Source organism: Aurantibacter sp. (assembly GCF_039941195.1).
GTDB lineage: Bacteria > Bacteroidota > Bacteroidia > Flavobacteriales > Flavobacteriaceae > Aurantibacter_A.
In genome coordinates, this window is sequence record NZ_JBDVFA010000012.1 from 37,555 (window position 1) to 64,503 (window position 26,949).

At 33.3% G+C, this 26,949-nt stretch carries 32 protein-coding genes; 14 read left to right on the forward strand and 18 right to left on the reverse strand.

Annotated features, from left to right (window positions below; translation table 11 throughout):
* Positions 1 to 2: 2 nt before the first annotated feature.
* From ABJF52_RS01945 to ABJF52_RS01965, 5 genes are read left to right on the forward strand one after another with little or no spacing between them, the layout of a single operon-like run.
* Positions 3 to 710 (forward strand): amino acid racemase, encoded by a 708-nt coding sequence (locus ABJF52_RS01945; RefSeq protein WP_348145506.1) that lies wholly within the window; start codon positions 3 to 5, stop codon positions 708 to 710.
* 11 nt (positions 711 to 721) lie between these two features.
* Positions 722 to 1,195 (forward strand): cyclic pyranopterin monophosphate synthase MoaC, encoded by a 474-nt coding sequence (moaC, locus tag ABJF52_RS01950; protein ID WP_348145509.1) that lies wholly within the window; start codon positions 722 to 724, stop codon positions 1,193 to 1,195.
* Complete coding sequence (locus tag ABJF52_RS01955) at positions 1,179 to 1,775, forward strand: NTP transferase domain-containing protein (RefSeq protein WP_348145512.1); 597 nt, start codon at positions 1,179 to 1,181, stop codon at positions 1,773 to 1,775. The genes moaC and ABJF52_RS01955 overlap by 17 nt, the downstream gene beginning before the upstream one ends.
* The gene (locus ABJF52_RS01960; protein ID WP_348145514.1) at positions 1,772 to 2,839 is read left to right on the forward strand and encodes a HesA/MoeB/ThiF family protein; all 1,068 of its coding nucleotides are present in this window, start codon (positions 1,772 to 1,774) and stop codon (positions 2,837 to 2,839) included. Before ABJF52_RS01955 ends, ABJF52_RS01960 begins: the two co-directional genes overlap by 4 nt.
* The gene (locus ABJF52_RS01965; RefSeq protein WP_348145517.1) at positions 2,830 to 3,618 is read left to right on the forward strand and encodes a sulfite exporter TauE/SafE family protein; all 789 of its coding nucleotides are present in this window, start codon (positions 2,830 to 2,832) and stop codon (positions 3,616 to 3,618) included. The genes ABJF52_RS01960 and ABJF52_RS01965 overlap by 10 nt, the downstream gene beginning before the upstream one ends.
* On the opposite strand, the gene ABJF52_RS01970 is transcribed toward ABJF52_RS01965, so the two are convergent.
* Together ABJF52_RS01970 and moaA are read right to left on the reverse strand one after the other, a co-directional pair.
* Positions 3,615 to 4,835, reverse strand: coding sequence for a molybdopterin molybdotransferase MoeA (locus ABJF52_RS01970; protein ID WP_348145519.1), 1,221 nt, complete (start codon positions 4,833 to 4,835; stop codon positions 3,615 to 3,617). The genes ABJF52_RS01965 and ABJF52_RS01970 overlap by 4 nt on opposite strands.
* A 75-nt stretch (positions 4,836 to 4,910) precedes the next feature.
* Positions 4,911 to 5,894 (reverse strand): GTP 3',8-cyclase MoaA, encoded by a 984-nt coding sequence (gene moaA / locus ABJF52_RS01975; protein WP_348145522.1) that lies wholly within the window; start codon positions 5,892 to 5,894, stop codon positions 4,911 to 4,913.
* Positions 5,895 to 5,990: 96 nt separating this feature from the next.
* On the opposite strand from moaA, the gene ABJF52_RS01980 reads away from it, so the two are divergent.
* Positions 5,991 to 7,001 carry an XdhC family protein gene (locus ABJF52_RS01980; protein ID WP_348145524.1) on the forward strand — a complete coding sequence of 337 codons (1,011 nt, stop codon included), beginning with the start codon at positions 5,991 to 5,993 and terminating at the stop codon, positions 6,999 to 7,001.
* 68 nt (positions 7,002 to 7,069) lie between these two features.
* Here ABJF52_RS01980 and ABJF52_RS01985 read toward each other — a convergent pair whose 3' ends face one another.
* From ABJF52_RS01985 to ABJF52_RS02000, 4 genes are all read right to left on the reverse strand, one after another.
* On the reverse strand, positions 7,070 to 8,137 hold the full coding sequence (locus tag ABJF52_RS01985) for a DUF3810 domain-containing protein (protein WP_348145527.1): 1,068 nt from the start codon (positions 8,135 to 8,137) through the stop codon (positions 7,070 to 7,072).
* A 72-nt stretch (positions 8,138 to 8,209) separates the two neighbouring features.
* Positions 8,210 to 9,352 (reverse strand): peptidylprolyl isomerase, encoded by a 1,143-nt coding sequence (locus tag ABJF52_RS01990; protein ID WP_348145530.1) that lies wholly within the window; start codon positions 9,350 to 9,352, stop codon positions 8,210 to 8,212.
* Positions 9,353 to 9,431: 79 nt separating this feature from the next.
* A complete protein-coding gene (gene gldI, locus ABJF52_RS01995) occupies positions 9,432 to 9,983 on the reverse strand; it encodes a gliding motility-associated peptidyl-prolyl isomerase GldI (RefSeq protein ID WP_348145533.1) in 552 nt (183 codons plus the stop codon).
* Entirely contained in the window at positions 9,980 to 10,993 is a 1,014-nt protein-coding gene (locus ABJF52_RS02000; RefSeq protein WP_348145536.1) for a bifunctional oligoribonuclease/PAP phosphatase NrnA, read from the reverse strand. Before ABJF52_RS02000 ends, gldI begins: the two co-directional genes overlap by 4 nt.
* Before the next feature lie 183 nt (positions 10,994 to 11,176).
* Here ABJF52_RS02000 and ABJF52_RS02005 point away from each other — a divergent pair, with 183 nt between their 5' ends.
* On the forward strand, positions 11,177 to 11,596 hold the full coding sequence (locus ABJF52_RS02005; RefSeq protein WP_348145539.1) for a nucleoside-diphosphate kinase: 420 nt from the start codon (positions 11,177 to 11,179) through the stop codon (positions 11,594 to 11,596).
* A gap of 84 nt (positions 11,597 to 11,680) precedes the next feature.
* Here ABJF52_RS02005 and ABJF52_RS02010 read toward each other — a convergent pair whose 3' ends face one another.
* From ABJF52_RS02010 to ABJF52_RS02020, 3 genes are read right to left on the reverse strand one after another with little or no spacing between them, the layout of a single operon-like run.
* A complete protein-coding gene (locus ABJF52_RS02010; RefSeq protein ID WP_348145542.1) occupies positions 11,681 to 11,977 on the reverse strand; it encodes a DUF721 domain-containing protein in 297 nt (98 codons plus the stop codon).
* Positions 11,977 to 12,408 carry a hypothetical protein gene (locus tag ABJF52_RS02015; protein WP_348145544.1) on the reverse strand — a complete coding sequence of 144 codons (432 nt, stop codon included), beginning with the start codon at positions 12,406 to 12,408 and terminating at the stop codon, positions 11,977 to 11,979. The genes ABJF52_RS02010 and ABJF52_RS02015 overlap by 1 nt, the downstream gene beginning before the upstream one ends.
* Before the next feature lies 1 nt (position 12,409).
* Positions 12,410 to 13,489, reverse strand: coding sequence for a DNA replication/repair protein RecF (locus ABJF52_RS02020; RefSeq protein ID WP_348145547.1), 1,080 nt, complete (start codon positions 13,487 to 13,489; stop codon positions 12,410 to 12,412).
* A 113-nt stretch (positions 13,490 to 13,602) separates the two neighbouring features.
* Between ABJF52_RS02020 and ABJF52_RS02025 the strand changes: the two genes are divergently transcribed.
* The 7 genes from ABJF52_RS02025 (at position 13,603) to ABJF52_RS02055 (ending at position 19,867) form a co-directional block, all read left to right on the forward strand.
* Positions 13,603 to 14,370, forward strand: coding sequence for a tetratricopeptide repeat protein (locus ABJF52_RS02025; RefSeq protein ID WP_348145550.1), 768 nt, complete (start codon positions 13,603 to 13,605; stop codon positions 14,368 to 14,370).
* A 5-nt stretch (positions 14,371 to 14,375) separates the two neighbouring features.
* Positions 14,376 to 14,855: a 6,7-dimethyl-8-ribityllumazine synthase gene (gene ribH, locus ABJF52_RS02030; protein WP_348145553.1), complete on the forward strand. Its 480-nt coding sequence runs from the start codon at positions 14,376 to 14,378 to the stop codon at positions 14,853 to 14,855.
* A 157-nt stretch (positions 14,856 to 15,012) separates the two neighbouring features.
* Positions 15,013 to 15,312 carry a riboflavin synthase subunit beta gene (locus tag ABJF52_RS02035; protein WP_348145556.1) on the forward strand — a complete coding sequence of 100 codons (300 nt, stop codon included), beginning with the start codon at positions 15,013 to 15,015 and terminating at the stop codon, positions 15,310 to 15,312.
* A complete protein-coding gene (gene mutL, locus ABJF52_RS02040; protein WP_348145559.1) occupies positions 15,312 to 17,153 on the forward strand; it encodes a DNA mismatch repair endonuclease MutL in 1,842 nt (613 codons plus the stop codon). The genes ABJF52_RS02035 and mutL overlap by 1 nt, the downstream gene beginning before the upstream one ends.
* A 3-nt stretch (positions 17,154 to 17,156) precedes the next feature.
* Positions 17,157 to 17,903 (forward strand): rhomboid family intramembrane serine protease, encoded by a 747-nt coding sequence (locus tag ABJF52_RS02045; protein WP_348145562.1) that lies wholly within the window; start codon positions 17,157 to 17,159, stop codon positions 17,901 to 17,903.
* Positions 17,904 to 17,958: 55 nt separating this feature from the next.
* On the forward strand, positions 17,959 to 18,843 hold the full coding sequence (locus ABJF52_RS02050; RefSeq protein ID WP_348145565.1) for a rhomboid family intramembrane serine protease: 885 nt from the start codon (positions 17,959 to 17,961) through the stop codon (positions 18,841 to 18,843).
* Positions 18,844 to 18,847: 4 nt separating this feature from the next.
* The gene (locus tag ABJF52_RS02055; protein WP_348145568.1) at positions 18,848 to 19,867 is read left to right on the forward strand and encodes an endonuclease/exonuclease/phosphatase family protein; all 1,020 of its coding nucleotides are present in this window, start codon (positions 18,848 to 18,850) and stop codon (positions 19,865 to 19,867) included.
* Here ABJF52_RS02055 and ABJF52_RS02060 read toward each other — a convergent pair whose 3' ends face one another.
* From ABJF52_RS02060 to udk, 9 genes are all read right to left on the reverse strand, one after another.
* Positions 19,868 to 20,179, reverse strand: coding sequence for a DUF6122 family protein (locus tag ABJF52_RS02060; RefSeq protein ID WP_348145571.1), 312 nt, complete (start codon positions 20,177 to 20,179; stop codon positions 19,868 to 19,870). It lies immediately after the preceding gene.
* Positions 20,172 to 20,804, reverse strand: coding sequence for a WbqC family protein (locus ABJF52_RS02065; RefSeq protein ID WP_348145574.1), 633 nt, complete (start codon positions 20,802 to 20,804; stop codon positions 20,172 to 20,174). Before ABJF52_RS02065 ends, ABJF52_RS02060 begins: the two co-directional genes overlap by 8 nt.
* Positions 20,805 to 20,883: 79 nt before the next feature.
* Positions 20,884 to 22,584, reverse strand: a complete 1,701-nt coding sequence (gene lepB / locus ABJF52_RS02070; RefSeq protein ID WP_348145576.1) for a signal peptidase I — start codon at positions 22,582 to 22,584, stop codon at positions 20,884 to 20,886.
* Between the two features lie 99 nt (positions 22,585 to 22,683).
* Positions 22,684 to 23,385, reverse strand: coding sequence for a 4-hydroxy-tetrahydrodipicolinate reductase (gene dapB / locus ABJF52_RS02075; RefSeq protein WP_348145579.1), 702 nt, complete (start codon positions 23,383 to 23,385; stop codon positions 22,684 to 22,686).
* Positions 23,386 to 23,396: 11 nt separating this feature from the next.
* A complete protein-coding gene (locus ABJF52_RS02080) occupies positions 23,397 to 24,044 on the reverse strand; it encodes a DUF5683 domain-containing protein (RefSeq protein WP_348145582.1) in 648 nt (215 codons plus the stop codon).
* Positions 24,037 to 24,939, reverse strand: a complete 903-nt coding sequence (locus tag ABJF52_RS02085; RefSeq protein WP_348145584.1) for a ParB/RepB/Spo0J family partition protein — start codon at positions 24,937 to 24,939, stop codon at positions 24,037 to 24,039. The genes ABJF52_RS02080 and ABJF52_RS02085 overlap by 8 nt, the downstream gene beginning before the upstream one ends.
* On the reverse strand, positions 24,939 to 25,712 hold the full coding sequence (locus tag ABJF52_RS02090) for an AAA family ATPase (RefSeq protein ID WP_348145587.1): 774 nt from the start codon (positions 25,710 to 25,712) through the stop codon (positions 24,939 to 24,941). The genes ABJF52_RS02085 and ABJF52_RS02090 overlap by 1 nt, the downstream gene beginning before the upstream one ends.
* A 230-nt stretch (positions 25,713 to 25,942) precedes the next feature.
* Positions 25,943 to 26,269, reverse strand: coding sequence for a septum formation initiator family protein (locus ABJF52_RS02095; RefSeq protein ID WP_348145590.1), 327 nt, complete (start codon positions 26,267 to 26,269; stop codon positions 25,943 to 25,945).
* On the reverse strand, positions 26,270 to 26,881 hold the full coding sequence (gene udk, locus ABJF52_RS02100; RefSeq protein ID WP_348145593.1) for a uridine kinase: 612 nt from the start codon (positions 26,879 to 26,881) through the stop codon (positions 26,270 to 26,272).
* Positions 26,882 to 26,949: the final 68 nt, after the last annotated feature.

Below are 26,949 nucleotides of genomic sequence, written 5' to 3' on the forward strand. Positions count from 1 at the left end.
ACATGAAAAAAATAGGATTAATTGGAGGTATTAGTTGGGAATCAACCCAAATGTATTATAAAATAATAAATAGGAAGGTTCGAGAAATTTCTGGTGGATTTCATTCTGCTAAATGCACTATTGAATCTGTTGATTTTTCAGAAATTCATGCTTTACAGGCTATAAATGACTGGAATGCTTTGGATCAAAAAATGGTTGAAGCAGCCACAAATTTAAAAAATGCGCAAGCAGATGTAATTCTAATTTGTGCCAATACAATGCATTTGTGCAGCGATGCAATTACTACGGCGGTAGATTTACCATTAATACATATTGCTAGAGCTACTGGAGAGAAGATAAAGGCTAAAGGCTTAAGCAAAGTACTTTTATTAGGTACTAAGTTTACCATGGAACGTGATTTTTTTAGAAACATTCTTGCTGATGAATTTAACATTGAAGTATTAATTCCAGTCGAGACCGATAGAGAAGTCGTTCACAATGTTATTTATGAAGAGCTAGTTCATGGTAAAATTAACGCTGGTAGTAGAGGACAATATGTACGTATAATTTATGAGGCTGTAAAAAATGGAGCAGAAGGTGTTATTTTAGGGTGTACTGAAATCCCACTTTTAATTGAACCAGAACATGTGTCGATTCCTACTTTTAATACTACACAAATCCATGCGGAAAAAGCGGTGGAATTTGCATTAAATACTGCCGTACTAAATTAAAATACTTTAAAATGTCGAAAGAACTCTCACATATCGATGAGGAAGGCAATGCTTCAATGGTAGATGTTTCTAACAAAAAAAGTAGTGTTCGAAATGCGATTGCATCTGGAAAAGTGATTTTTCCTGTAGGTGTTTTTGAAAAACTTGCTGAACAAGATTTTCTAGGTCATAAAGGAAGTATTATTCAAACAGCAATAATTGCTGGAATTCAAGCGGTAAAAAAAACCTCAGAATTGATTCCGCTTTGCCATCAAATTAATTTATCTAAAATAAATATTGATATTATTCCAGTTAAAAATGCATTACAAGTAACTTGCCATGTAAAATGTAATGAACAAACTGGTGTTGAAATGGAAGCACTAACGGGAGTTTCAGTTGCCGCCTTAACTATATATGACATGTGTAAAGCCTTATCACACGATATTAAAATATCTGAAATACAATTAGAACAAAAAACAGGTGGTAAAAATGACTTCAATCGCTAAATTAAACGGACTAGTTTTGTCTGGAGGGAAAAGTACCCGCATGGGCACAGATAAGGGTTTGATAACTTATCACAAAGTTCCGCAACGCGAACATTTGTATAACCTATTAGGTGAGGTATGTGATCATACTTTTATTAGTTTAAGAGGTGAGCAAGAAAAAGAAATGTCCCATGGTTTTGCAACCTTAGCTGATGAAGATAAATTTAGAGGACCTTTTAATGGAATTTTATCGGCGCATAATTTTGACAAGAAAGCCGCATGGTTGGTTCTAGCATGTGATTTACCTTTAATAGATATAGCTGCATTAAAAGAATTAATTGAAGCTCGTGACCCTAATAAATATGCGACAGCTTTTGCTAATGATGAAAACCCGCTTCCAGAACCATTATGTGCAATTTGGGAGCCTCATGCACTTCAAAAAGCAATTACTTATCTAGAGGCTGGTAATGGAAGTTGTCCACGTAAATTTTTGATCAATAATGACACGAAATTAGTCTTTCCAAAAAATAAAAATGTAATCCTGAATGCAAATTCAGTACAAGATTATAATGCGGCGTTGACGAAAATATCTGTAATATGAATTCTGGCCGGTACAATAGACAAAATATTTTAAAAGGTTTTGGACCTAGTGCTCAACAGCAATTGACCAATGCTAAAGTTTTGGTTATAGGTGCTGGTGGGTTAGGAATACCTGTATTAACCTATTTAAATGCGATGGGTATAGGTACTTTAGGTATTGTGGAACAAGATAGCGTATCGGAAAGTAATTTGCATCGACAAGTAATTTATACAGAGTCTGATATTGGCCGACCAAAAATTGAGGCTATACAAGAGAAATTGATGGCCCAAAATTCGCAAACTAAATTTGTTAGTTATGATACTTTTCTCGTTAAAGAAAATGCATTAAAAATTATAGCGGATTATGATTTAGTTGTTGATGCTTCAGATAATTTCCCAACTCGTTATTTAGTAAATGACGCCTGTGTTATCTTAAATAAACCATTTGTTTATGGAGCGTTACACGGTTTTGAGGGGCAAATAAGTGTTTTTAATTATATGGGTGGGCCAACCTATCGTTGTCTTTTTCCAGAAATGCCAAAGGCTGATGAAGTACCCAATTGCAATGAGCATGGGGTATTGGGTATTCTCCCTGGTATAATAGGAAATTTACAGGCTCTGGAAACTATTAAAGTAATCGCGAATATTGGAGAGGTTTTATCAGGAAAGTTGTTGATATTCAGCGCACTTGAACAATCGTATCAAAAGATCAAGTTTAAGGTGAATACTAAAAATTTGTTGATTACTGAATTGCTAAATACGTACGAATGGCAGGACCCTTGTGAAGTAGTGCCTTCGATTTCGGCTAATAAAATTCAGAAGTTAATTACAGCTAAAGCCCAAATAATAGATTTGAGAACAAATGAAGAATATTCAGATTTTCATTTAGCAGAAAGTGTACATATTCCCTTGAATGTTATTGAGGCTAATTTACAGAAAATTGATTTCTCAGTACCGGTTTATTTACTTTGTCAATCAGGTAAACGTAGTGAGATGGCCTTGAAAAAATTGCAAAAAAAATATCCAATGACATCATTATATAGTATTTCTGGGGGACTAAATCAGTATTTGGCGACATGCTCTTAACAATACCAGAACTCGCTTTTTTAGTGTTAGGTTTTTTTATAGTTTCTGCCTTATATTCTTCAGTTGGTTTTGGTGGTGGGTCCAGTTATTTAGCAATTCTTACTCTTGTTTTTACTAGTTTTTTTGCCATACGTAGTACAGCTTTGGTATGTAATTTAGTTGTAGTTTCTGGAAGTACATATCTGTTTCATAAAAAAGGTTATTTAGATTTTAAAAAATTTCTTCCCTTTGTATTATCTAGTATTCCATTGGCATTTTTGGGTGCCCGTTTTAGATTACAAGAGCACATCTTTTTTATAATTTTAGGTACAGCTTTAATTATTTCAGCGTTGGCATTAATTGTTCAATCCGTGAGTATATCTAAATCTAATGAGGTTAATCCAAATTATCCATCGTATGTTACATATTTATTGGGGGCGGGCATAGGATTGCTTTCTGGATTAGTTGGAATAGGTGGTGGTATTTTTTTAGCCCCTATTTTAAATTATATGAAGTGGGATAAATCGATAAAAATAGCAGCTTTAGCAAGTTTCTTCATACTTGTGAATTCTATTTCTGGTATTGGAGGATTATTGACAAAAGGTACGTTCGAAGTGCCATGGGTTGAAGCCATAGCTTTAATAATTGCAGTACTTATTGGGGGACAATTAGGAGTCCGTATGAGTTTAAATCAGTTTACTGGTAAGAGTATAAAATTAGTAACTGCTGTTTTAGTGTTAATAGTAGGAGTGCGCGTTTTATTAATAAATGGCTTTCAGTTTAGTTTTTTGAATGCTTAAAAAATATTCCGAAAACGTACAAATGGGTAAACCTCACCTTTTTTAAATTCACTTTTATGTTGTGGAAGAATTAATAAACCATCGGTATGCGTTAAATTAGTAAAGTCACCAGAACCATTACCTTTTATTGGGTTAGCTACTAAATTTCCTTGTGCATTACTTTCTAATGTGGCTTCTAAAAAATAAACTAAGTTTGGTTTAAATTGGATGTCTTTTTTTAATTTAACATACAAGGTATTCTCTTGTAAACCCAACGACTTTTTTAGCCAGTATTGAATATAAATATAGGTGCAAACAAAAGAAGAAACAGGATTACCGGGAAGTGCAAAAATCTTTTTACCAGCTTCATTTGTTCCGAACCAAAAAGGTTTACCTGGTCGTTGTTGAATTTTATGGAAATGTTTTTGCACCTTTAATTCCTGTAAAACTTCAGGGAGATAATCAAACTTACCTTTAGACACTCCTCCAGTAAAAATAAGTACGTCAAAACTATCAAGTAAATTGGCAATGGCTTTGATCATTTCTTCTTTATGATCTGCTACGTGCTCAAGCTCGGCATTTATTCCCCATTCTTTTAAAGTTGCCTGAATTCCGTATACATTAGATTTTCGAATTTGATGCAATTCGGGCACTTCTTCAATTGGCACTAATTCATCTCCTGTAGAAATAATTACAGTTTTTGGTAGCTCAGTTATTTTTAGTTCAGCTTTTCCAATTGTTGCTGCGATATTTATTTCGGCACTTGATATCTGTTTGCCTTTGGATACAATTACATTTCCTTCAGCGATATCCATACCTTTAAAATGTATGTTTTGCTTGAACTTTAAGACATCTATATTTATAGTAACGGTGTTAGTCACTTCATTGATACTTAGATCTTCATATCTAATAACCGTATCTACTCCTTTAGGTAAAACTGCACCAGTCATCACCTCTATACAATTTTGATTGTCTTTCAAGGTTTTTTGAGACGTACCAGCAGCGGCAATTTCTTCAATTAGGAATTCGCGTTGTCCTTTTTTAAACTGTTCGTAAACAATTGCAATTCCGTCCATAGTAACACGATTAAAAGGAGGGAAGGGGCGATCAGCAATTAAATCTTCAGCAAGATAAGCACCGATACAATTTTCAATTTCTCGCAATTGAATTGGGAGAACACTGGTGTTTTCAACTAAAATAGATAGTGCATTTTCGTAAGTGATAAATGTATTATTCATTTTTCAGTAATTCACTTTTGGCTTTATATTTCTAGTAGCTTAAAAATTTGAGTTTCTTTTTGCTAACTGCCAACATCATCCTCCAATACTACTCATGCTTTGCAACGCTGATTCTGGTGATTTACGCATTTTTTCAGCTTCAAAGCCGTCTTTTGGTTTTAGCCGAATAAGTTCAGCAAATTTATTGGCCAATTCCTTGTCTGAAACTCCTGAGCGTACAAAGTCACGAATATTAAAAACACCATCATCGTACAAACAACTTTTAATTTCACCTTTTGCTGAAATTCGTAATCTATTACAAGTATTACAGAACGTTCTAGAGAATGCAGCTATAACTCCAATATTACCCTTATACCCGGGTACTGAAATTAAGTCGGCCGTATCACCATGCTTACTTGCTATTTTATTAAGAATTGGGTAATGGGCATTTAAATCTGCATAAATATCCTTAGCAGAATACATTTCAATGTTTTCCTTATAACCACCGTTAAATGGCATTTCTTCAATAAATCGAACATCAACATTAAAGTTTTTCGAAAGTTCAGCAAGTTCAATAATATCTTGTGTATTAATGCCTTTCATAATAACGGCATTCAGCTTTATTGCAAATCCATTTTCAATTAATAAATGGAAAGTTTTCATTACTTTTTCAAAATCGTTCCTGCGCGTAATTTTATGAAATCGCTCAGCATTTAATGAGTCAATGCTTAAATTAATTTTCGTAATTCCTAATTCTTTCAATCGCTTGATATGCCTTTGTAAAAGCGTTCCATTAGAAGTTATGTGTATTGCATTGAAGGCATCAATTTCAGAAGTACGCTCTAACAGTTTCATAAAATCTTTTCGAAGAAAAGGTTCTCCACCAGTGAACCGTACTTTTTTAAATCCTATTCCACCTAGTACTTTTAAAATTCTAGTAATTTCTTCATAAGTAAGTAATTCTTTTTTTGGCTCATATATTATGCCTTCAGCTGGCATACAATAGAAACAGCGTAGATTGCATCGGTCCGTTACCGCGATGCGCACATATTCTATTTGTCTGTTAAATGAGTCAGTCACTAGCTTTTAATTTGAACGTGTAAATTACGAACTTTCAAGATAAACATAGTGGTAATTGCTTTTGTAAATATTTTATTTTAATAACTTGCCTTAGGTATGACATATGAACTTAAAAACATAGTTGCTGCATATTTGGTAGCAAATAAATTAATGCTAAAGACTGCCTTGGCTACTGTAGTTGCTTTGGATGGCTCTTCTTACAGAAAACCTGGTGTGCGGATGTTACTAAGAGAAGATGGACAAATGACAGGTGCTGTGAGTGGTGGCTGTGTTGAAAAGGAAATTTTACAGCAATCACAAAGTGTTTTTAAGAAAGGCATTGCGAAAATGATGACCTATGATGGGCGTTATCGATTGGGTTGTGAAGGCATGCTCTATATACTAATTGAGCCTTTTGAACCAACAGAATTATTTATTTCATCTTTTGAGACTGTTTTAGAGCTACGTAAAGAAATTAAGGTAAGTTGTTTCTATTTAAAACAGGAAGGAGAAAATACAAATATTGGTACCCTTTTTAATTTTTTAGATGAGGATTATTCCGTCCAAAAATCTTTTGAAAGAGATGCGGAATTTTTAATTTTTGAGGAAATAAAAGCACCTTGTTTTCAATTGGTGCTTTTTGGTGCGGAACATGACGCAGTTCAATTAGGGAAATATGCTGCCAATACAGGGTGGGAGGTAACCGTTATTGCTGCTGCTGCAGAAGAAAAAACACAGGAAGACTTTCCAGGAATAAAGCAATTTGTTGCAGTAGAACCCGAGTTGTTTGATGCCAATTCAATTGATGAGAATACGGCTGTAATTTTAATGACACATAGTTATGTACGAGATTTAAAATATTTATTGGCCATAAAAGATACATTACCTGTTTATTTGGGTATACTTGGGCCTTCAAAAAGACGTGAAAAATTATTAAATGAATTTATTGAGCGATTTCCAGATTTGAATGAAGAATTGTTGAATCGAGTTTACGGTCCTGCCGGACTGAATATTGGAGCTGAAACAGCACAAGAAATAGCAGTGTCAATAGTGGCAGAAATATTGTCAATTGTTCGAAAGCAAAAACCAATGTTACTAAAAGACAAATCAGGTGGAATACATAGTTAGATTTATATTTTCATTAAGCAATCTAAAATATGTATTGTGAAATCAATTCTTCAATTTTAGTAGGATATTTATAAAGGATATTTCTGATGATAATTTACCAGTAAGGCTACCACTTTACTATAACTTTCAATACCGTCTTTTTGATTATTAGCCTTTAAAAACGAATTAAAAATTGATTTAAAAACTGGCTCTAATGGATTTTCATGAGCCATCCAAAAATCGGTCACTTCTTGGTAATTCTTTAATATTCCAGGGTTTAATTGAGAGTATAATCTATCGAATGTTTCTTGGTCATTCGCTCGAATATCATTTAGGCAATAGCCAATCATATAGGTGTAAGCAGAATATCTAAAATATAAATCTTCATTACTAACTGCAGCGAGGTAACCAATGAAATTTGTTTCATTCTCTGCGGAATACCCTATTTGATGTCCTACTTCATGACTACTTATAAATGGATCTCTAAACTTTGGCATTATTCCATTAACTTGAGCTTCATTGGTAAATGGATTTAAGTATCCACCGTAACCCATATAAGTTAGAAGAGTGCTAAATAAAGACCTTTTAATACTTGGTGCAGTGTAATTCCATTTCGGATATATTTCACTTAATTTTTGATATCCAATTTTGGACATCGCTAATATTTCTGATTTAGAATAGGGTATTATAACAGCCTTAGCAGTATCATTGGTAATTTGAAAGTGAATGGAATTTGACTTAGCAACCAAGTCTTCGGTTAAATTAATCAGCTCTGGTTTGGTATAAGTAATCGCTATTTCAAGTTTTTTATTAATTGGTTGCCGGTAGTAGTTTAATCCCCACAAGAAGTGAAAAGTAAAATAAACAATTGATAAAACCATTAGAACATCTCTTAGAAATGGATAGATATTATATCTAATTTTTTTTCTATTTCTGATTAAATAGCGAACAGCTAATATTATAAGGCAAGCATACAGAATATCGCCAATAGAAAAAGGAAGCCATCCAAACAGAATTCTAAATAGTTTACTTATAATTGGATAAATACCATGGCTATAATATGTTTCAATCCATTCTGGTTTTGTAGCCAAGAATTTCACCAATAGAATTTGCGGAAACAGAGAAAAAGCAATTATACTTTTTAAATAGTATCTCATTGGTAATTCATTTGGCTAAATAGTGGGTAAAAAAAGAGGCTTGCATTGCAAACCTCTTTTAGTATTTAAATTTTATTTCGCTTGATTTATACCTGTGAGTTCTAAATCAAAAACTAAGTCTGCATTTGGAGGAATCACGTTTCCGGCACCTTGAGCGCCATATCCTAAATGAGGCGGAATAAAAACGCGTAGTTTATCACCAACTTTCATGCTCAAAACTGCTTCTTTAAAACCTGCAATCATTCTTGCATCTGGGCTGTAGACTACGGGCAAAGGAGAGTAGCTACTATTCTCGTCAAAGGTGCCATATTTTTTTGCAACTTCAGCATAACTACTATCAAATAAAGAACCATCGGTTAAATAACCTGCATAATCAACAAGAACATTCTGGCCTAATTTTGGTTTATCACCAGTTCCTTCGTTTAATTTTAAAACTTTTAAACCAGAAGGTAGTTCTTCAGCTTTTTCCTTTTGCGCCGTTAACTCAGTAACAAAATCTGCTTTCATTTTATTTAGAGCTGCAATTTTTGCTTCCTCATCAGCAAAATATTGCGTCATTACCGCCACAGCATCAAAGTTTTTAGCTGCCTTACCATTTCTAATAATTGAAACAGTTTTCATAGAAACAGGGTCTATTGGTTTATCACCAGCAGCAGTTTTAACATTAGCAATGGAATCTACAACATTCATACCTTCAACAACTTCACCAAAAACAGTATGACAACTAACTCTCGGGTTTTTACATTGCTTTAGAAAGCCATTTTCGTACCCATCTAAAAAAGGAGTAGCCTTATGTGTTATAAAGAATTGGCTTCCATTGGTTTCGAATCCAGAATTAGCCATAGAAAGAATTCCCTTTTTATCGTGATGTAAAGAATCAGTTAATTCATCAACGAATTTATAACCAGGATTTCCAGCACCAGTGCCAGTAGGGTCACCACCTTGAATCATAAAATCTTTAATAACTCTATGAAAAGTCACGCCATCGTAATACTTTTTACCTTTGAATTTTTCACTTACAAACGGACTAGTTCCTTCTGCTAGAGTAATAAAATTAGCAACAGTAACTGGAGTATAATCTTGCTCAAGTCTTACAATTATTTCTCCTTTATTCGTTTGTATATCAGCAAAAAGCCCATCTCCTAAATCGGCATACTGACTCTTACAGCCTGTAAATGCAATTGCTACGGCCAGTGCAAAGATTATTTTATTCATTTTTCTAAATTTAAATATCATTTGTTTGTTTTAATTGTGATATGTTAACTGTTCAATATGGTTAAATCAATGATTATAATTATTGAATACTATCTATTGGTTTTTCAATTTTTATAATGGCCACAGTTGCCTTTAATGGAATGTTAGAGCCAATTTTATCATTATCTCCGTGATAGCCGTAAGCTAGAGAAGATGGAAATAGAAAAGTTGCAGTTTCGTTTTCTTTCATCAATTTTATACCGTCGCGAAGTCCTTGAAACATTTCTTGCTTGTCTACTTTATAGGTTTTTATTCCAATGTCTTGCATTGAATAAATAGTGTCGTTATCTAAAGCAAGAATATTGTAGGTCATGGTCACCAAATCATCTGTTTGCGCAGTATTTGTGTCCTCTTCGTTTTTCTTAATAAAAGTATACCAAGAACCAGTAGCACTATGCTCATAGGTGCTCGTTGTATCCGATGTAATTAAATTTTCAATTAATTTTTCTTCAGCCTCTAATAATTTTCTACTTCGCTCTGCAGATTCCTTATAAAAATTAGCAGATGTAACTTTTACTGGTTTTCTCGGCTCTGGACCCTCACCACAACTAACAATCGACAGTATGAGAAAGGCTGAGATTATATTTCTCATATTAAATCCGTTTTATAATTTTCTAATAATTTCGTAAACTTTTCGGTAGTTTCATTAATTGATAAATCACTTTTTCCACCAGCGGCATTATCATGACCACCACCTTCAAAATGATTTCGTGCAAACTGATTTACTGAAAAATCACCTACAGATCTAAACGAAATTTTAATAATTCCTTCTTCACTGTTCTCAATAAAAATTACCGCAAATTTAATTCCTTTTAGCGTTAAGCCATAATTCACAAAACCTTCGGTATCACCTTTTTTGTAATCACAGGAATTGAGTTCTTCTTGAGTTAGGGTGATGTAGGCAGTGTTGTAATCATTTAATATTACCATATTATTAAGCGCTATTCCTAATAATTTTAGCCTACTTGAATTATTTGTATCATAAATCTGATGATGTATTTCTGTGTTTTGCGCTCCCTTATCTATTAAGTCTGCAATAACACGATGTGTTCGGCTTGTCGTAGACCTAAATTTAAAAGATCCGGTATCGGTCATAATACCTGTGTAGATACAAGTTGCTATTTCTGGCGTTATTTTATCTGTATCATTTAGGTACTCGATAAAATTGTAAACCATTTCACAAGTTGAACTCATGCTTACATCTGAATAGGTTATTTTAGCGTAGTCTGCAGGAGCTTGATGATGATCAATCATTATAAATTGAGCGGTAGCTTCACTTAAATAATTTTGCATTTGACCAATTCTGCTTAGATGATTAAAATCTAAAGTAAAAATTAGCGTCGCTTTAGAAATTCTATCTTTAGATTGAGAATTTTCTTTTTCAAAATTTAATATAGCTTCATTTCCGGGAATCCATTTTAAAAAGTCAGGAAAGTCATTTGGTGAAACCACATCAACATCTTGCCCCATATTTTTTAAATAATGCCAAAGCGCCACAGTAGATCCAATAGCATCGCCATCGGGATTTTTATGTGGAACAATTACAATCTTTTGGGGAGTAGATAGTAGGTTTTTTACACTGTTAATATCCTCTAAATTCATGGACGCAAAGATACAACTATTAACATATTAAGGAATAGACGAAATCAAAAATAGTCAGATTTCCATCAATGCTCGAGTACTACAAATGTAGTTTGTCTTATAATAAATGCTATTTACAGAGGCATAACATGAAAAGGTTGTAGGTTCTAATGAAAACCGTATTTTTGCCCAAAATTTTATAGTATGACAACCAATAGAACGTTTACAATGATTAAGCCAGATGCCGTAGAAAATGGGCATATAGGTGCTATTTTAGAAAAGATATCTTCAGCCGGATTTAAAATTGTGGCTTTAAAATATACGCAATTAAGCTTACGTGATGCTCAGGAGTTTTATGCGATACATAAAGAACGTCCATTTTTTGGGGAGCTAGTTGAATTTATGACCAGAGGTCCAATTGTATCGGCTATTTTAGAAAAAGATAATGCTGTTGAAGATTTTCGCGCGTTAATTGGTGCTACTAATCCAGCTGAGGCTGCTGAAGGCACAATAAGAAAGTTATACGCTACTGATATTGCAGAAAATGCAGTACATGGTTCTGATAGTGATGAAAATGCAGCTATCGAAGGAGCTTTTCATTTTTCAGGAAGAGAAATATACTAAACATATAAGTTTAAGAAGAAGAATATAAAAAACCGTTAAATCGTACGATTTAACGGTTTTTTATTTGTCAATAGTAAGTACTATCTATCTCAAGACAAGTTTTCGTATCAAATCTTTACCTAATTCTTCATTTAACATTGAAACAATCTTAGATTTCCCCATACTTAGTTCATCACGTAGTACAGAAGAGGACAACGAAACATAAAGTATATGGTCTTTGTATTCAACAGAAGTAGTGTAATTATTTACACCATTACCCATTAATTTTACCCAAGCATCACGAGCTTCAACTTTTTCCATTCCTTTTTCGAGCTTATTTTTTTTTAAAAATTCGTTTAAGGCTTGGCCCATGTTAATATGTTCATTTCTTCGTTTGGCCATTATTTCAGAATATTAAAAGGTTGAAAGCGCTTGTAGTGATAGGTGATTCCGTCTAAGTTACGAACAGAGTAATTATTTTCGGAGAGGGCTACCAATAACTCTGAACGTTGGTCAACTACACCTTCATTTATATTGTTTGTATAGTTAATAGAAAATCGTCCCTTATTATCAGTGATTACAATTATATCGGTATCATTGGTAGTATTAAATGTGCCATCTAATTTGGGTTGCACTTTTTTTCGAAACCCCTTTTTATTCTCAATTTTAATAAAATCTACACTTGTATTTACTCCATATTCTTTAGAGCTTCCATCTGTAAAAATCACCTCTTCAATTTCCCAATATCCATTCAAGAAGTTAAGGTCTTTTTCGGCCACTTCACTTTTGCACGAGCAAAAAATAAATAAAACAATAATAGCTACCTTTTTCATCTTACAATTTAAATATTTTATAAGATTGATGTATGTTTTTAACAATGTTTTCTGTGCGATCAGCATGTGTGTCACTAAGAAAGATTTGTCCGAAATTTTCATTATCAACCAAGGCTATAATATGTGCCACTCTATGTTCATCTAATTTATCGAAAATATCATCCAAAAGTAGTATAGGTGTTGCTTTTGCTTGTTCTTTTATAAAATAAAATTGAGCAAATTTTAAGGCTATTAAAAATGATTTTTGCTGCCCTTGACTTCCAAATTTCTTAATAGGATGTCCGGCTATTTCAAAACTTAAATCATCTTTATGAATACCAACAGATGTGTATTGTAATGCACGGTCTTTGTCTAAATTTTTTTCAAGAAGTGTAAGGATGGTATTTTGTGAAACTTTACTTTGATAACTCAGTGATACTATTTCATTACCTCCCGAAATTTCTTCATATTGTTTTTTGAAAATAGGAATAAAAGTGGCCATAAAAGCCTCACGTTTTTCAAATATTTCTTGCCCAAAATCATTTAGTTGTTCATTGTAAACCGCTAAGGCATCAGCATCAAAGGTTCTGTTTGCTGCAAAGTATTTTAATAATGCATTTCGTTGGGCTAAAACCTTATTGTACTTTAATAAAATTTCTAAGTAAGATTTATCTGATTGTGAAATAACGCCATCAATAAATTTTCGTCTGGTGTCACTACCCTCAATAATAAGATCTCGATCGGCAGGTGAAATAATTACTAGGGGTAGTAGGCCAATATGATCAGAAAGACGATCATACAATTTTCCATTTCGCTTAATAGCCTTTTTTGCACCTTTTTTTAAGCTACAAACAATTTTTTCAATACGTTCGTTTTTCGTGAATTCACCATCAATAACAAAGAATTCTTCACCATGTTTTATGTTTTGACTGCTAACAGGGTTAAAATAACTTTTGCCAAATGAAAGATGATAAACGGAGTCTAATATGTTGGTTTTACCAATACCGTTGGCACCTACAAAGCAGTTTATTTTCGCATCGAACTCAAAATCTGATGAGTCAAAATTCTTGTAATTAAGTAGCGAAAGTTTATCAAGATGCATTTTTTATTCTATTTTTCGGAGGTAAGGACGTGCAAATTATCGAAAAATAACGGATAAATTCAACTCTGGTTTTCGATAAAAACTTTATTTTTGCGCGATAATTAATAATTGGAATGGCAACATACAAGAAAAGAGGGAACAAACCTAAAAACAAAGTTGAAGAACAACAGTTTGATACACAAGACAGTACAACTGCTGAGGTTTTTAGCACATTGGATGAAAGCGCATCTAAAACAGAGGCGTGGGTTGCCAAAAATCAGAACTACATTCTAGGCATAATCGGTGTTATTGCCGTAGGCGTTTTGGGTTATTTAGGATTTCAATATTTGGTACAAGAGCCGAAAGAAGCAAGTGCTGCAAATGAAATGTACTATCCTCAACAATATTTCGATGAAGCTTTAAACAATGCAACTGCAAAAGATTCACTTTTTAGTTTAGCTCTAAATGGAGCGGAAGGAAAATATGGCTTTTTAGATATTATTGATGAGTACCCTGGTACGAAATCAGCTAATCTTGCCAATTATTCTGCTGGAATGGCATATTTAAATATGCAAAAATATCAAGAAGCAATAAGTCATTTAGAAGATTTTTCTTCAGATGATGCTATATTAGGAGCCTTAGCAAAAGGAGGTTTAGGTGATGCATTTATGCAATTAAATCAGCCTGCTGATGCTTTAGGTTACTATGAAAGTGCTGCAAATCATAATAAGAATGATTATACAACACCAAAATTTTTATACAAAGCAGGAGTTGCTTCTTTGGAATTAGGTGAAAAAGACAAGGCTTTAAAATATTTTGAAAGGGTAAAGAATGAATTTTCAGAATCTGACGAGGCTAATACTATTGATGCCTTTATTGGTATGGCTAAAAGTGGAAAATAAATCCAATGGCTACAGCAAATAAAAACTTATCATTTTACGATAAAACTAAAATTCCGAATGCGAAGCTTCTTCGATTCGGAATTGTTGTTTCTGAGTGGAACGACGAAATTACAGAAGGACTCTATGAAGGTGCAGAAGCGGCCCTTTTAGATTGTGGTGCGATTTCGGAGAATATTATTCGTTGGAATGTTCCCGGTAGTTTTGAACTTACCTACGGTTGTAAAAAAATGATTACTTCTACAGAAATCGATGCAGTAATCGCAATTGGTAGTGTAATTCAAGGTGAAACCAAACATTTCGATTTTGTATGTAGTGGTGTTACACAGGGCATAAAGGATTTAAATGTGAAATACGATACACCTGTTGTTTTCTGTGTGCTAACAGATAATACTATGCAACAAGCAATAGACCGTAGTGGAGGAAAGCATGGTAATAAAGGAGCAGAGGCTGCTATAGCTGCTATTAAAATGGCTACATTAGGATAGCATTGGTGAAAAGCTTACTTATTTGATAAGTAAATTATTAGCTCTAAAACTACTTTTTTTCTTATTTCTATTGAATTTCGAGGTTTATAAGGTTGCTTTAACAAAATTTAGCTGTTGAAACACGGCATGTTTTTTGATTTTAATTAACTTTGAGGCTATGAGTTTTCTAAGAAAATTTACGAAGTTAGGTAAGAACAAAACGTTCGACTATTCACCACGTTATTACGACGACAAAGGTGAAGGGAGTCCATTTAAGTTAGAACACCGTTTTGATAAATACAGAACTACGGCTCATGTTACACGAGGATTAAAAGGAAAGTTTGGTAACGCTATTGAAGATATGCGCAAAGAAGGTGATAGAAACCTTAGGTTGCGAATGATAGTTATTATTGCAATTTTAATCTTCGCTTTTCTATATGTCATCGATTTTGACATTTCTATATTCTTTCCGCAATAATGGCAGATATCATAAAACTTTTACCTGACCATGTCGCTAATCAGATAGCTGCTGGTGAGGTTGTGCAGAGACCAGCATCTGTTGTAAAGGAATTGTTAGAGAACGCTATTGATGCAGGAGCAAGTACTATAAAACTTATTGTTAAAGAAGGTGGTAAAACTTTAATTCAAGTGGTTGACAATGGCATAGGTATGAGTACTACCGATGCTCGATTAAGTTTTGAACGGCATGCTACTTCTAAGATTCAAAAAGCTGAAGATCTTTTTAAATTGGGTACAAAAGGTTTCCGTGGTGAAGCCTTGGCATCTATAGCGGCTATTGCTCATGTAGAAATGCAGACAAAGCCCGAACAAGATGAGATTGGTACACATATAAAAATTGAGGGAAGTAAAATTATTTTTCAAGAAACTTGTGCTACTCCAAAAGGAACATCACTTTCTGTAAAACATCTTTTTTTTAATATCCCGGCAAGACGCAATTTTTTAAAGTCGAATCAGGTAGAATTAAGGCATATTACAGATGAATTTCATAGGGTAGCCTTGGCTCATCCTAAAATTTCTTTTCAGTATTATAGCAATGGTAGTGAGCTTTTTAATCTTCCTAGTTCAAATTTAAGACAGCGCATCGTTAACGTTTTTGGTTCTAAAACAAATCAAAAATTGGTTCCCGTTAATGAAGAGACTCAAGTTGTAAAAATTTCAGGATTCATTAAAAAACCGGAATTTGCTAAGAAGAGTAGGGGGGAGCAATATTTTTTTGTGAATAATCGCTTTATTAAAAGTGGATATTTAAATCATGCTGTAGTAGCTGCTTTTGAAGGATTAGTAAAACCCGGGACACATCCTGGTTATTTTTTGTATTTAGATGTTGATCCAGGTACTATAGATATTAATATTCACCCGACAAAAACAGAAGTAAAATTTGATGATGAGCATACCTTATATGCGATTATCAGATCTACAATAAAACATAGTTTAGGTCAATTTAGCGTGGTACCTGCATTAGATTTTCAGCAAGATCAAAATTTAGAAGTACCTTATTCATATACTAATAAAGGTGTAGAACAACCGAAAGTTGAGGTGGATTCAACATTTAATCCTTTTGCTGAGAATAAAGGTGGTACTATGCAAATGCCACGAAAGAAATCAACAAAAGGGTGGGAAAATCTATATGTTGGACTAGAATCTAAAGTAGGTAAAGAGGTTGATTTTAGCAGTTTGAGCTTTGAATCGGAGACAATTACGGGTTCTGTTTTTGATACTGATGAAGAAGAGTTAAAATTGGCCAGTACTACTTTTCAATTGCATGGCAAATATGTAGTGACTACTGTACGTTCGGGAATGCTTATAATTGATCAAGGTAGGGCGCATCAGCGGGTGCTTTACGAACGTTTTCTAAAACACGGAACTTCGCAAGAATCTGTAAGCCAACAACTGTTATTTCCATTAAAATTAAGTTTTAGCAAAAATGAATTAAATGATTTGTTAGAAATTAAAGAAGATTTGAATGCTTTGGGTTTTGCGTTTGGAGATACGGATGAAGAATCTATTGAAATAAAAGGGGTGCCAGTATCTATGACTGAATCTGATGTGGCTAGTGTAGTTGAGCAATTATTGTACGATTTTCGAGAAAATACAGTTAGTGAGAGTTTTTCTCAAACGGATCGTCTTTCAAAATCTTTGTGCAAAGCTTTAGCCATAAAAACAGGTGAACGTTTGGATCAAGAGTCGCAATTAGCTTTAGTGAATGACTTATTTGCTTGTAAGGAAGCTACTATAAGTCCGTTTAATAAAAGAATATATATCACGATAACTGAAAACGATATCGCAAATAAATTTTAATCTATGAATTTTCAGATTTCAGATGCAGTAAAACATTTGCTTATTATTAATGTACTATTTTTTTTAGCTACTCAGATTTATGGTGATCAAATGTATCAGTGGTTTGCACTTTGGTTTCCTAAAAATGCAAATTTTGGTATCTGGCAAATAGCCACTCATATGTTTATGCATGGTGGTTTTTCTCATATTTTATTTAACATGTTTGGTCTTTGGATGTTTGGTGTTCCAGTAGAACGCTATTTGGGAAAAAATAAATTTTTATTCCTATATTTTTCAGCTGGACTTGGGGCCGTATTATTTCAACTAGGGAGCTACTATTTTAATTATATCCCTGCATTTGATGAGTTGATTAACTCAGGTTTGTCTAGTGTACAAATTGTAGAGATGCTTACAACTAATCAAACTAATATAGAATTAGTAGGTAATCAGTTAGCCAATTTAAAAGAGCTTTATCCAATTTATAATGCTTCTATGGTAGGAGCATCAGGATGTATAATGGGTATATTGGCAGCTTTTGGAATAATGAATCCAAATGCTGAATTGATGTTGATTTTCTTACCAATTCCGATAAAAGCAAAATATTTTATTCCAGGAATTATATTACTTGATGTCATTTCTGCGGTTTCTGGACAATCTTTCTTTAGTCCGAGTAATACGGCGTATATGGCCCATGTTGGTGGTGCTATTGTTGGAGGATTAGTGATGTGGTATTGGAAGAAAAATAGTTTTAATAATCGACGTTGGGATTAATACAGTAATTGGTGAATAGTAATACTTACATAGCGCCAAATTTGAAAAAAGTAACATGAATACAGGTGGCTTACGATATAAATACGCAACATTAAGCATTGCTGAAAAGCTAATTGCTATTAATGTGGTGGTTTTTATTTTAAATGCTTTACTACCTTTTCTTTTAGGTTTATCGCAAAATGCAATTGACAAATGGTTTGAGTTGCCAAAGGATTTTTTTGATTTTTTAATGCAACCATGGTCGTTGATAACCTATTCTTTTTTTCACGGTGGTTTTATGCATCTTTTTTGGAATATGCTGCTGCTGTATTTTTCGAGCCGGATATTTTTAAACCTATTTGGAGATCGAAAATTTATAAATGTATATTTTCTTGGGGTTATTGCAGGAGGCCTTTTATTTATGTTCAGTTATAATGTACTGCCAGGTCTTCTAAATATTGCAACTTCTGGAATTATTGGTGCTTCAGCAGGTGTAACGGCAATTCTTATCTTTATTTGTACCTATATTCCAAATCAAGAAGTTCGCGTAATCTTTTTTAATATTAAACTTTGGTATTTAGGAGCTTTCGTAGTTTTATCCGATTTAATTCAAATTCCTTATGGTACAAATGCAGGAGGACATATAGCTCATTTGGGTGGTGCATTTTTAGGTTATATGTACGCTAGACAATTAACAAATGGTCGAGATATTGGTGAGGGCTTCTCGAATTTTATAGATGGAATTACCAATTTATTCAAAGGCAAAGAAAAGAAAGGTCCTTTAAAAACGGTTTATAAAAAACAAGCAAAATCATCCAATGCTAAACGGCCAGTAAATTATGAAAAGGAGAGCCGTCAACGTAAGATTGATGCAATCTTAGATAAGATTAGTAAATCTGGTTATGAGAATCTGTCAAAGGCAGAGAAAGATTTCTTGTTTAAGGCCGGTAAAGAAGATTAAATCGATGAGGCATTTATCTTTTATTAATAAAATAATATTTGCCTTTAATATTCTTATCGCATTATTGTTACTTGTGGATTGTTTGAGTCCGTATGTTTCAGTAACAACAATTTCATTCTTACCTTTTCTCGCCTTAGGAACTCCAATTTTAGTTATTGTCAATGTGATGTTTCTTGGATATTGGGTTTTAAAAGGTAGACGTCAATTTATACTTTCTCTTATTGCATTAGTGTGTGGTTATCTTTCATTGGGCACATTTATTCAATTTAATAATGAAAATAATAGCTCAAAAGATGATTTAAAAATTATGAGCTATAATGTGCGGCAGTTTAATTCTAATCTCAATCTGGAAAGTAAAACAGTGTTTGAGGATATTAAGGATTTAGTTGCAACTAGTGGAGCTGATATAGTATGCTTTCAGGAAGCCTCTAATAAATATAAAATGAAACCTTTTGACTATCCTTATAAATATATATCGGAGAAACCTAGAGGGCAAGTACGTACAGGAATAAGTATTTTTTCGAAATATCCTATTATAGAGGCTGAGACAATTCTTTTCACTGAATCTGTGAATAATGGCTGTTATGCTGATATTTTGGTCTCCAAAGATACTATTAGAGTATATAATTTACACATGCAATCTTTAGGGATTACACCAGGGCATGGAATAATTAGAAATAGCGATTCTCAAAAGCTTTATAAAAAATTAACTAGTAAGTTTTACAAGCAGGAGACTCAAGCAGAAATAATAGCAAAGCATAGTAAAGATGTATCTTATAGAACAATAATCACAGGGGATTTTAATAATAATCAATATTCTAGAACCTATAATATTTTAAAAGGGGATAGGTTAGATAGTTTTGATGAAAAGGGTAGTGGTTATGGCAGAACGTTCAATTTTCATCGCATGCCTGTACGAATAGATTTTATGCTAGCAGATCCAGGTATAGAGATAACTTCGCACAAAAATTTTAATCAAGTGTATTCAGATCATTTTCCAATATTGGCTACTTTTAGGTTGTAATTAAATTAACCAGCAATCTGTGATATCTGCAATGATATGAATTAGTAATGCTAAACCTATTATTCTAGTCTTTTTGAATAAAAGTAAAAATATGTAGGTCGCAATTGCCCAATAGGAATGTAGGGGGTGAAAACCAATACTGCAGCGGTCATGGTCAAAAATAGGATTTGCAAAAATATGGTCGATATCTATTAGAATTCCTGCAAGGAGAATTAAAATAATTGTAAGCCTTTCTTCTTTTTTAAAAAAAAGAAATCCGATTGCAATAGGGACTAGAAAATGAATTCCGTAATGGAGAATAAACCTAAGCATTTAATAAACTTAAATCTTGTGATTTTAAATATTGATTAGAATTAGGGCCTTCATTAAAAAGTAAATCTAGTATACTCGTATTTTCAATAAAATTATGTCTATCACCAAATACCTGTTCGTATTCCTCAAAATTAGTATCGATTTTAATTTTTGTACTTACCAAAGAACGTGCATCTAAAAGTCCTTCAGGGTTTTTAATATAGCTCTCAGTTTTATTTTTAGAAGTTTCTATTTGCAAACTTTCCGTGATGGCTTCAATAGTTTTTAAATTGAAATCCAATAGAAACTCAAAATTATTATTATAAAGTGGAGCAATATCATCTTCATAAAATTCAAAATATGGGGAGGTGCGATATGCAGTTTGAAGAGTTCGCCAGTGTTGTCTTTGCCATGCATAACTATTTTCAATTTTTATGTCTTTATATTTCTGTCGTCCGATATTACCACCAACATGGCTAATGGGTATGCTGAGTAGGTGCTGTCCGCGGTCGTTGCATATTTCACAGCGATTTCTGTATGTTTGCTTTTGAAAATTATCTTCTACCTCCCAAACAATTTCATTTTGAATAATTGTAGCAAAGCTTACAATGTTGGGAAAATACGTAGGGTGTAAAAGGGTTTTCACTTTTAATTAAATATCAAATTATAAATATGTGATTTATAAGAGATGAAAAGTATTTTAAATTTTGGTTTAAATAAACAAATTACTCATTAGACTTCTTCTTTTTCCAAATATAATCACCAACAAAATAGAGTACTAAAGCAATTAAGAAATATTTAAAATAAGATACTGGTTCTCCACTTCCATGTACAGTTGTGAATATCCGATCCCATCGGGGTCTCCAATTCGTAATACCCTCTTTAAAATTATCAAAACTCATCCATATAAAAATAGGCGTACCTACGATATGGTTTTCTGGCACATAACCCCACGAGCGGCTATCTTCAGAGCCATCTCTGTTGTCACCCATCATCCAGTAATAATCTTGTTTAAAAGTATAACTATCAGCAACTTCTCCATTAACAGTTACTTGATTTCCTTTTACTCCAACCGTATTGCCTTCGTAATCTCTAATTATTTTTTTGTAAAGTGGCAGAACTTTAAGGTTTAAAGCGACTGTTTTTCCTTTTTCCGGAATATATATCGGTCCCATTTGATTCGTATTCCATGGGTAATCTGCACTTTGAGGAAATGCTCTACTGTCCGCCATTCCTTTAGGGAGAATTACTCGAACTACTGAATCTATTTGTGTATTTGCCTTTAAAGCCGCAACCATTTCATCGGTTAATTTAGCCTGTCGTGAAAGACTACTTTCTTCAGTGATAGCTATTCCATATTGACGTATTACCGAAACAGGAATACCACTTTCTTTTGTGTAGATTTCTTGTTTACCATCTTCCCTGGGTTTAACACCCATTACGTAATTATTAAGAACGTTTGCTTGTTCAGCTGTTAAATTACCAACGATATACTTCCTTGTAAAATCAGTAACTCCAATTTCAGCTAAAAATTTAGACGAGACTCCTTTTTTCGCATAAATCTCATGATCAAACATTGGTTTAGCTCTATCGGGTAAAACGTTTTGTTCCCCATTAATGAAAACAAAATTATCGCGTACTTCTAAAGAATCCCCAGGTAAACCCACGCAACGTTTAACGTAATTTGATTTTTTATCAATTGGTTTATCTACACCCTTTTCACTTCTATGAAAACGTCTTACAGTATCAGCTGGCCAACTAAAAACTACTATTTCATTACGCTTTATTTTTTTAAATCCTGGAAATCGCATATAGGGTAATTGCGGTTTATTTAAATACGATTTAATACCTAAAACAGGAATTGTATCATGCACCATTGGCGCCGCAACAGTTGTCATTGGTACACGGGCTCCATAATGAAACTTGCTTACAAAAAGTAAATCACCAATTCGTAAAGTACGCTCCAAAGATCCCGTTGGAATAACATAAGGTTGGATAAAATAGGTGTGTACCAAAGTAGCTGCGACAATTGCAAAAACAATAGAACTAACCCATTCACCTGCAGCAGTTCTTGGGTTTAAATCACGTTCTTCAACGTAAGTAACGTCCAACGCATAGTTTACATAATAGATGTAAAAACCTAAGGATAGAATTACAGCCCATGTTTCCCAAAGTTTATTTCTGCCAAAACTCCTAATAGTTTCTACCCATACGACTGGGAACATTAATAGATTAATAATTGGTATAAATAAGAGTACAACCCACCATTTTGGTCGGTTTATTATTTGCATAAGTACTATGGCATTATAAACAGGAATTGCAGCTTCCCAAGCCTTTCTGCCTGCTTTTACATAAAGTTTCCAAGTCCCCAAAAAATGGATGACTTGAACAATTAGAATAAAAATAATCCACTGTAATCCGTCCATAAGAAATTAATATTGATATTCTGGTTTTATGATTTAAGGCTTATTAACCTGCTAATTGTTATGCAATTAAGTGTATTTATTGGAGTATTATTGTATTCGTTAACCAAGGTTTAACACATCTTTCATAGAAAATACTCCTGTTTTTCCATAAATCCATTCTGCCGCAATCACAGCTCCCAAAGCAAAACCTTGTCGATTATGAGCGGTATGTTTTATTTCAATTGAATCAATTTCATTCTCATAGGCTACCGTATGGGTGCCTGGTGTTGTACCAATTCTTTTTGATGTAATTGGTATTTTGGTTGCATCTTTCCCGTCCAATTCCCAGGCATTAAAGTCAGAATTTGAAATCACACCTTCAGCAATTGTAATTGCCGTTCCACTTGGCGCATCTAGTTTTTGAGTATGATGAATTTCTTCTAAAGCAATTTTATAATCCTTTAGGTTATTCATCATTTTGGCTAGGTATTCATTCAATTCAAAAAAAACATTAACACCCAAACTAAAATTTGAAGCATAAATAAATGCCCCATTTTTTTCTTCACATAAGGCAATTGCTTTGTCATAATTTTCCAACCAGCCTGTGGTTCCTGAAATAACAGGCACATTATTTTCGATGCACGCCTTTATATTTTTAAAAGCAGCGTTGGGCATACTAAAATCTATTGCGACATCAATATTATTATAATCTGGTTGGTCTGAATCAACATCAATTTTAGCCACAATTTCATGCTTTCGCGATATGGCAACATGTTCAATCATTTTACCCATTTTACCGTATCCAAAAAGTGCTATTTTCAATTTTCTAGTTTTTAAAATTTAATTATTAACGCCATACCATAATTAGGATTGAGTGTTACCGGATCTATTTCCATAAATGGTTCGAAATCCATACTTAGGTCTTCATCAACGTTAAACTGTTTTAAATGAGCATCCACATTGGCGTCAACTATATTTAATGCATATAATGCAATTGTAGCTACCAACCATAAATCGCGATCATTTTGAAATCTCTCTTGTTGATTTTCTAGCACCTCATCTGAAAAATCAGGGTCAGCACCAATAGCATTATTGTTATCGCGGTCATAAAATTCATCATCAGTAAAGCCAGCCAATCTTCTTTTAAATGCTGTTCTAAATCGGTTGTACCAATCATTATTCCATGTATACATATATACGCCCCCACCAATGGCTCCATATACTAAAGGAACTTTCCAATACCGTTTATTGTAGATTTGACCTAAACCAGGAAAAACAGCAGAATAAAAGGCAGCTTTACTTGGCGCTAAAGGGTTAATGGGTTTCTTTTTTACAACGATAGAATCCGATATAACAATTCCCTCATCTTTTAAATTTTGTTGTAGTGAATCAGTTTCTTGATCTATTGGTTTCTCTTCTTGTCCATACGAAAAGCCAATAAACAATAAACTAATAAATAAAAAATGTTGGAGTCTATGCACCGGTAATAACTTTTTTAATTCTGTTGAATTCTTCCTCAGACGTAAATGGTATAGTTATTTTTCCCTTTCCCTTTGCGGTTGTTTTTATAGTGATTGCAGCTTCTAAATATTTTTCGAGTTCTGTTTTACCTTTTCTCGAAAATTCTGGAATAGATTTATTTAAAGGTGTAGGTACGGAATTAGAGGTGCCTTCCTTAAGAGCTTTAACTGCTTTTTCAGTGTCACGTACTGATAATCCTAAACCAACGATTTTTTCATAAAGTGCAATTTGGCTTTCTTTATCTTCAATATTCACTAAAGCACGCCCATGTCCCATGCTAACAAAACCGTCCCTTATACCGGTTTGAATAATAGGGTCCAATTTTAATAATCGAATATAATTGGCAATGGTTGAACGTTTTTTTCCAACACGATCACTCAATTTTTCTTGAGTCAGTTGAATTTCATCAATTAAACGTTGGTATGATAATGCGATTTCTATAGGGTCTAAATCTTGGCGTTGAATATTCTCTACCAAAGCCATTTCTAACGATTCTTGGTCGTTTGCAATTCTAATGTAAGATGGAATTGTTTGTAGCCCTACTAATTTTGAAGCTCTATGGCGTCTTTCACCAGATACCAACTGATACTTGTTGAAATCTAGTTTACGAACCGTAATTGGTTGAATTACTCCTAGTTCTCTAATTGAGTTTGCTAATTCATGTAAGGCTTCATCGTTAAAATTTGATCTTGGTTGAAATGGATTTACTTCAATAGCATCAATGTCGATTTCAACGATATTACCAACAACCTTATCTGCATTCTTATCAGCTACGGATTGTATGTCATTTTCTGGGTCTTTCAATAGTGCTGAAAGTCCTCTACCTAATGCTTGTTTTTTGATAGCTTTTGCCATTACGCCATTTCCATATTTTTCTTAACAACTTCGTTTGCCAAGTTGAGATAGTTTGTTGCTCCTTTACTACTTGCATCATATTTTATAATACTTTCGCCATAACTAGGTGCTTCGCTTAAACGAACATTTCGTTGAATAATAGTATCAAATACCATGTCAGCAAAATGCTTACGTACCTCTTCTACCACCTGATTTGATAATCGAAGCCTAGAATCGTACATCGTCAACAACATCCCTTCAATATCCAATTCGGGATTATGAATTTTTTGAATGCTTTTAATCGTGTTTAATAATTTTCCTAAACCTTCTAATGCAAAATATTCACATTGTATCGGAATAATTACTGAATCTGCTGCTGTTAAAGCATTTAAAGTCAATAGGCCTAACGATGGTGCACAATCGATTAAAATATAATCGTAGGAATCTTTTAGTTCCGTTATCGCCTTTTTCATCATGTACTCGCGCTCATCTTTATCTACCAATTCAATTTCAATAGCAACTAAATCAATATGCGAAGGAATTAAATCTACATTCGGCGATTCTGTGGCTATTATGGTGTCTTTGGCAGTTTTAGAATGTTCTAATAATTGGTAAGTGCCAGATTCCACGCTTTCGACATCAATACCAAGACCAGATGTAGCATTGGCTTGGGGATCTGCATCAATCAAAAGCACTTTTTTTTCAAGTACACCAAGTGAAGCGGCGAGGTTAACCGTAGTAGTTGTTTTGCCAACTCCACCTTTCTGATTTGCTATTGCAATTATCTTACCCATGATTAACATCATTTAAGGGGTAAAAATACGATTAATAATAAGGCGAAAAAATGAATTTTGTTAACACAAAGTGAATAAGTAAGGAGCCTGCGTTAAAGTTGGTTAAATCTTAAATGAACAAAATAGTTCGTTTGAGCAATTTTATTTCACTATTGTAACTACTACAAGCCTTTAAAAATTAAAATATTGTTTGACGGAATTGAAATTTACATGAGCCATCAACATGCAAATTACTCCTTACTATTAAGGCTGTCTTCGTATTCAATAATAAATATTTCCTCTTCTTTTTTCTTAAGATAATACTGCTCTCGAGCAAATTTTTCCATTTCCTTTGGATCTGAGAGTTTTTGGATTATTTTCTTGTCCTTATCAATTTCTTCTTTCAAAAATTGTTGCGTTTTTTCAAGACTCTTTATTTGCTTTCTAAGCTCCAAATGTATTAGCAGAGAGTTGGTGTCAAAAAAAACCATCCATATTACAAAAACAGTAAGAACTAGAACATACATATTGGTTAAGAAACTAAACCATTTTTTCTTTTTAAGGTCTTTGTAGCCCATTTATAGCCCTAATTTTTGATTGATAACCCCACGTACTATATCCACTGCTACTGTATTATACTTATTATTTGGAATAATAATGTCAGCATATTCTTTACTAGGCTCAATAAACTGCAAATGCATTGGTTTTATGCTAGTTTGATATTTTTCTAATGTGTCATTTAAATCCCAACCACGTTCGTTAACATCTCTTTTTAATCTTCGAATTAGGCGTTCATCCGAATCTGCATGAACATATATTTTAATATCCAACATTTTTCGAATCTTTGCATTGGTTAAAATTAATATCCCTTCCACAATTATAACTTTACATGGGTGCGTAAGAATAGTTTTTTCTGTACGGTTACATTCTAAAAAAGAATATACCGGTTGATTGATAGCTTGTCCATTTTTTAACTGCGATAAATGCTTTTCAAGTAATTCAAAATCAATTGACTGTGGATGGTCAAAATTCGTTTTCCTTCGTTCTTCTAATTCAAGATGAGACAAATCATTATAGTAAGAATCTTGCGAAATTATACTTACTTCACCAATAGGAAGTTCGTTAATAATTTGATTAACAACTGTAGTTTTTCCGCAGCCGGTACCACCTGCAATTCCTATAATTAGCATTCTTGATAATTTTTATCAAAAGTACATATTTGCATGTATATACTAAACCGCTTTATTGTAAGAAACAA

Bases quoted from the DNA above. Each gene is read 5' to 3' on its own strand.
- ABJF52_RS02085 (WP_348145584.1), bottom strand. From the start codon at position 24,939: ATGGCAAAAGCTATCAAAAAACAAGCATTAGGTAGAGGACTTTCAGCA.
- ABJF52_RS02055 (WP_348145568.1), top strand. From the start codon at position 18,848: ATGAGGCATTTATCTTTTATTAATAAAATAATATTTGCCTTTAATATT.
- ABJF52_RS01970 (WP_348145519.1), bottom strand. From the start codon at position 4,835: ATGAATAATACATTTATCACTTACGAAAATGCACTATCTATTTTAGTT.
- ABJF52_RS02015 (WP_348145544.1), bottom strand. From the start codon at position 12,408: ATGAAAAAGGTAGCTATTATTGTTTTATTTATTTTTTGCTCGTGCAAA.
- mutL (WP_348145559.1), top strand. From the start codon at position 15,312: ATGGCAGATATCATAAAACTTTTACCTGACCATGTCGCTAATCAGATA.
- ABJF52_RS02025 (WP_348145550.1), top strand. From the start codon at position 13,603: ATGGCAACATACAAGAAAAGAGGGAACAAACCTAAAAACAAAGTTGAA.
- ABJF52_RS02050 (WP_348145565.1), top strand. From the start codon at position 17,959: ATGAATACAGGTGGCTTACGATATAAATACGCAACATTAAGCATTGCT.
- ABJF52_RS01945 (WP_348145506.1), top strand. From the start codon at position 3: ATGAAAAAAATAGGATTAATTGGAGGTATTAGTTGGGAATCAACCCAA.
- ABJF52_RS02060 (WP_348145571.1), bottom strand. From the start codon at position 20,179: ATGCTTAGGTTTATTCTCCATTACGGAATTCATTTTCTAGTCCCTATT.
- ABJF52_RS01960 (WP_348145514.1), top strand. From the start codon at position 1,772: ATGAATTCTGGCCGGTACAATAGACAAAATATTTTAAAAGGTTTTGGA.
- ABJF52_RS01985 (WP_348145527.1), bottom strand. From the start codon at position 8,137: ATGAGATACTATTTAAAAAGTATAATTGCTTTTTCTCTGTTTCCGCAA.
- ABJF52_RS01955 (WP_348145512.1), top strand. From the start codon at position 1,179: ATGACTTCAATCGCTAAATTAAACGGACTAGTTTTGTCTGGAGGGAAA.
- lepB (WP_348145576.1), bottom strand. From the start codon at position 22,584: ATGGACGGATTACAGTGGATTATTTTTATTCTAATTGTTCAAGTCATC.
- ABJF52_RS02035 (WP_348145556.1), top strand. From the start codon at position 15,013: ATGAGTTTTCTAAGAAAATTTACGAAGTTAGGTAAGAACAAAACGTTC.
- ABJF52_RS01965 (WP_348145517.1), top strand. From the start codon at position 2,830: ATGCTCTTAACAATACCAGAACTCGCTTTTTTAGTGTTAGGTTTTTTT.
- ABJF52_RS01990 (WP_348145530.1), bottom strand. From the start codon at position 9,352: ATGAATAAAATAATCTTTGCACTGGCCGTAGCAATTGCATTTACAGGC.
- gldI (WP_348145533.1), bottom strand. From the start codon at position 9,983: ATGAGAAATATAATCTCAGCCTTTCTCATACTGTCGATTGTTAGTTGT.
- ABJF52_RS02000 (WP_348145536.1), bottom strand. From the start codon at position 10,993: ATGAATTTAGAGGATATTAACAGTGTAAAAAACCTACTATCTACTCCC.
- ABJF52_RS02010 (WP_348145542.1), bottom strand. From the start codon at position 11,977: ATGGCCAAACGAAGAAATGAACATATTAACATGGGCCAAGCCTTAAAC.
- udk (WP_348145593.1), bottom strand. From the start codon at position 26,881: ATGCTAATTATAGGAATTGCAGGTGGTACCGGCTGCGGAAAAACTACA.
- ABJF52_RS02045 (WP_348145562.1), top strand. From the start codon at position 17,157: ATGAATTTTCAGATTTCAGATGCAGTAAAACATTTGCTTATTATTAAT.
- ribH (WP_348145553.1), top strand. From the start codon at position 14,376: ATGGCTACAGCAAATAAAAACTTATCATTTTACGATAAAACTAAAATT.
- ABJF52_RS02005 (WP_348145539.1), top strand. From the start codon at position 11,177: ATGACAACCAATAGAACGTTTACAATGATTAAGCCAGATGCCGTAGAA.
- moaC (WP_348145509.1), top strand. From the start codon at position 722: ATGTCGAAAGAACTCTCACATATCGATGAGGAAGGCAATGCTTCAATG.
- ABJF52_RS02095 (WP_348145590.1), bottom strand. From the start codon at position 26,269: ATGGGCTACAAAGACCTTAAAAAGAAAAAATGGTTTAGTTTCTTAACC.
- ABJF52_RS01980 (WP_348145524.1), top strand. From the start codon at position 5,991: ATGACATATGAACTTAAAAACATAGTTGCTGCATATTTGGTAGCAAAT.
- ABJF52_RS02020 (WP_348145547.1), bottom strand. From the start codon at position 13,489: ATGCATCTTGATAAACTTTCGCTACTTAATTACAAGAATTTTGACTCA.
- ABJF52_RS02090 (WP_348145587.1), bottom strand. From the start codon at position 25,712: ATGGGTAAGATAATTGCAATAGCAAATCAGAAAGGTGGAGTTGGCAAA.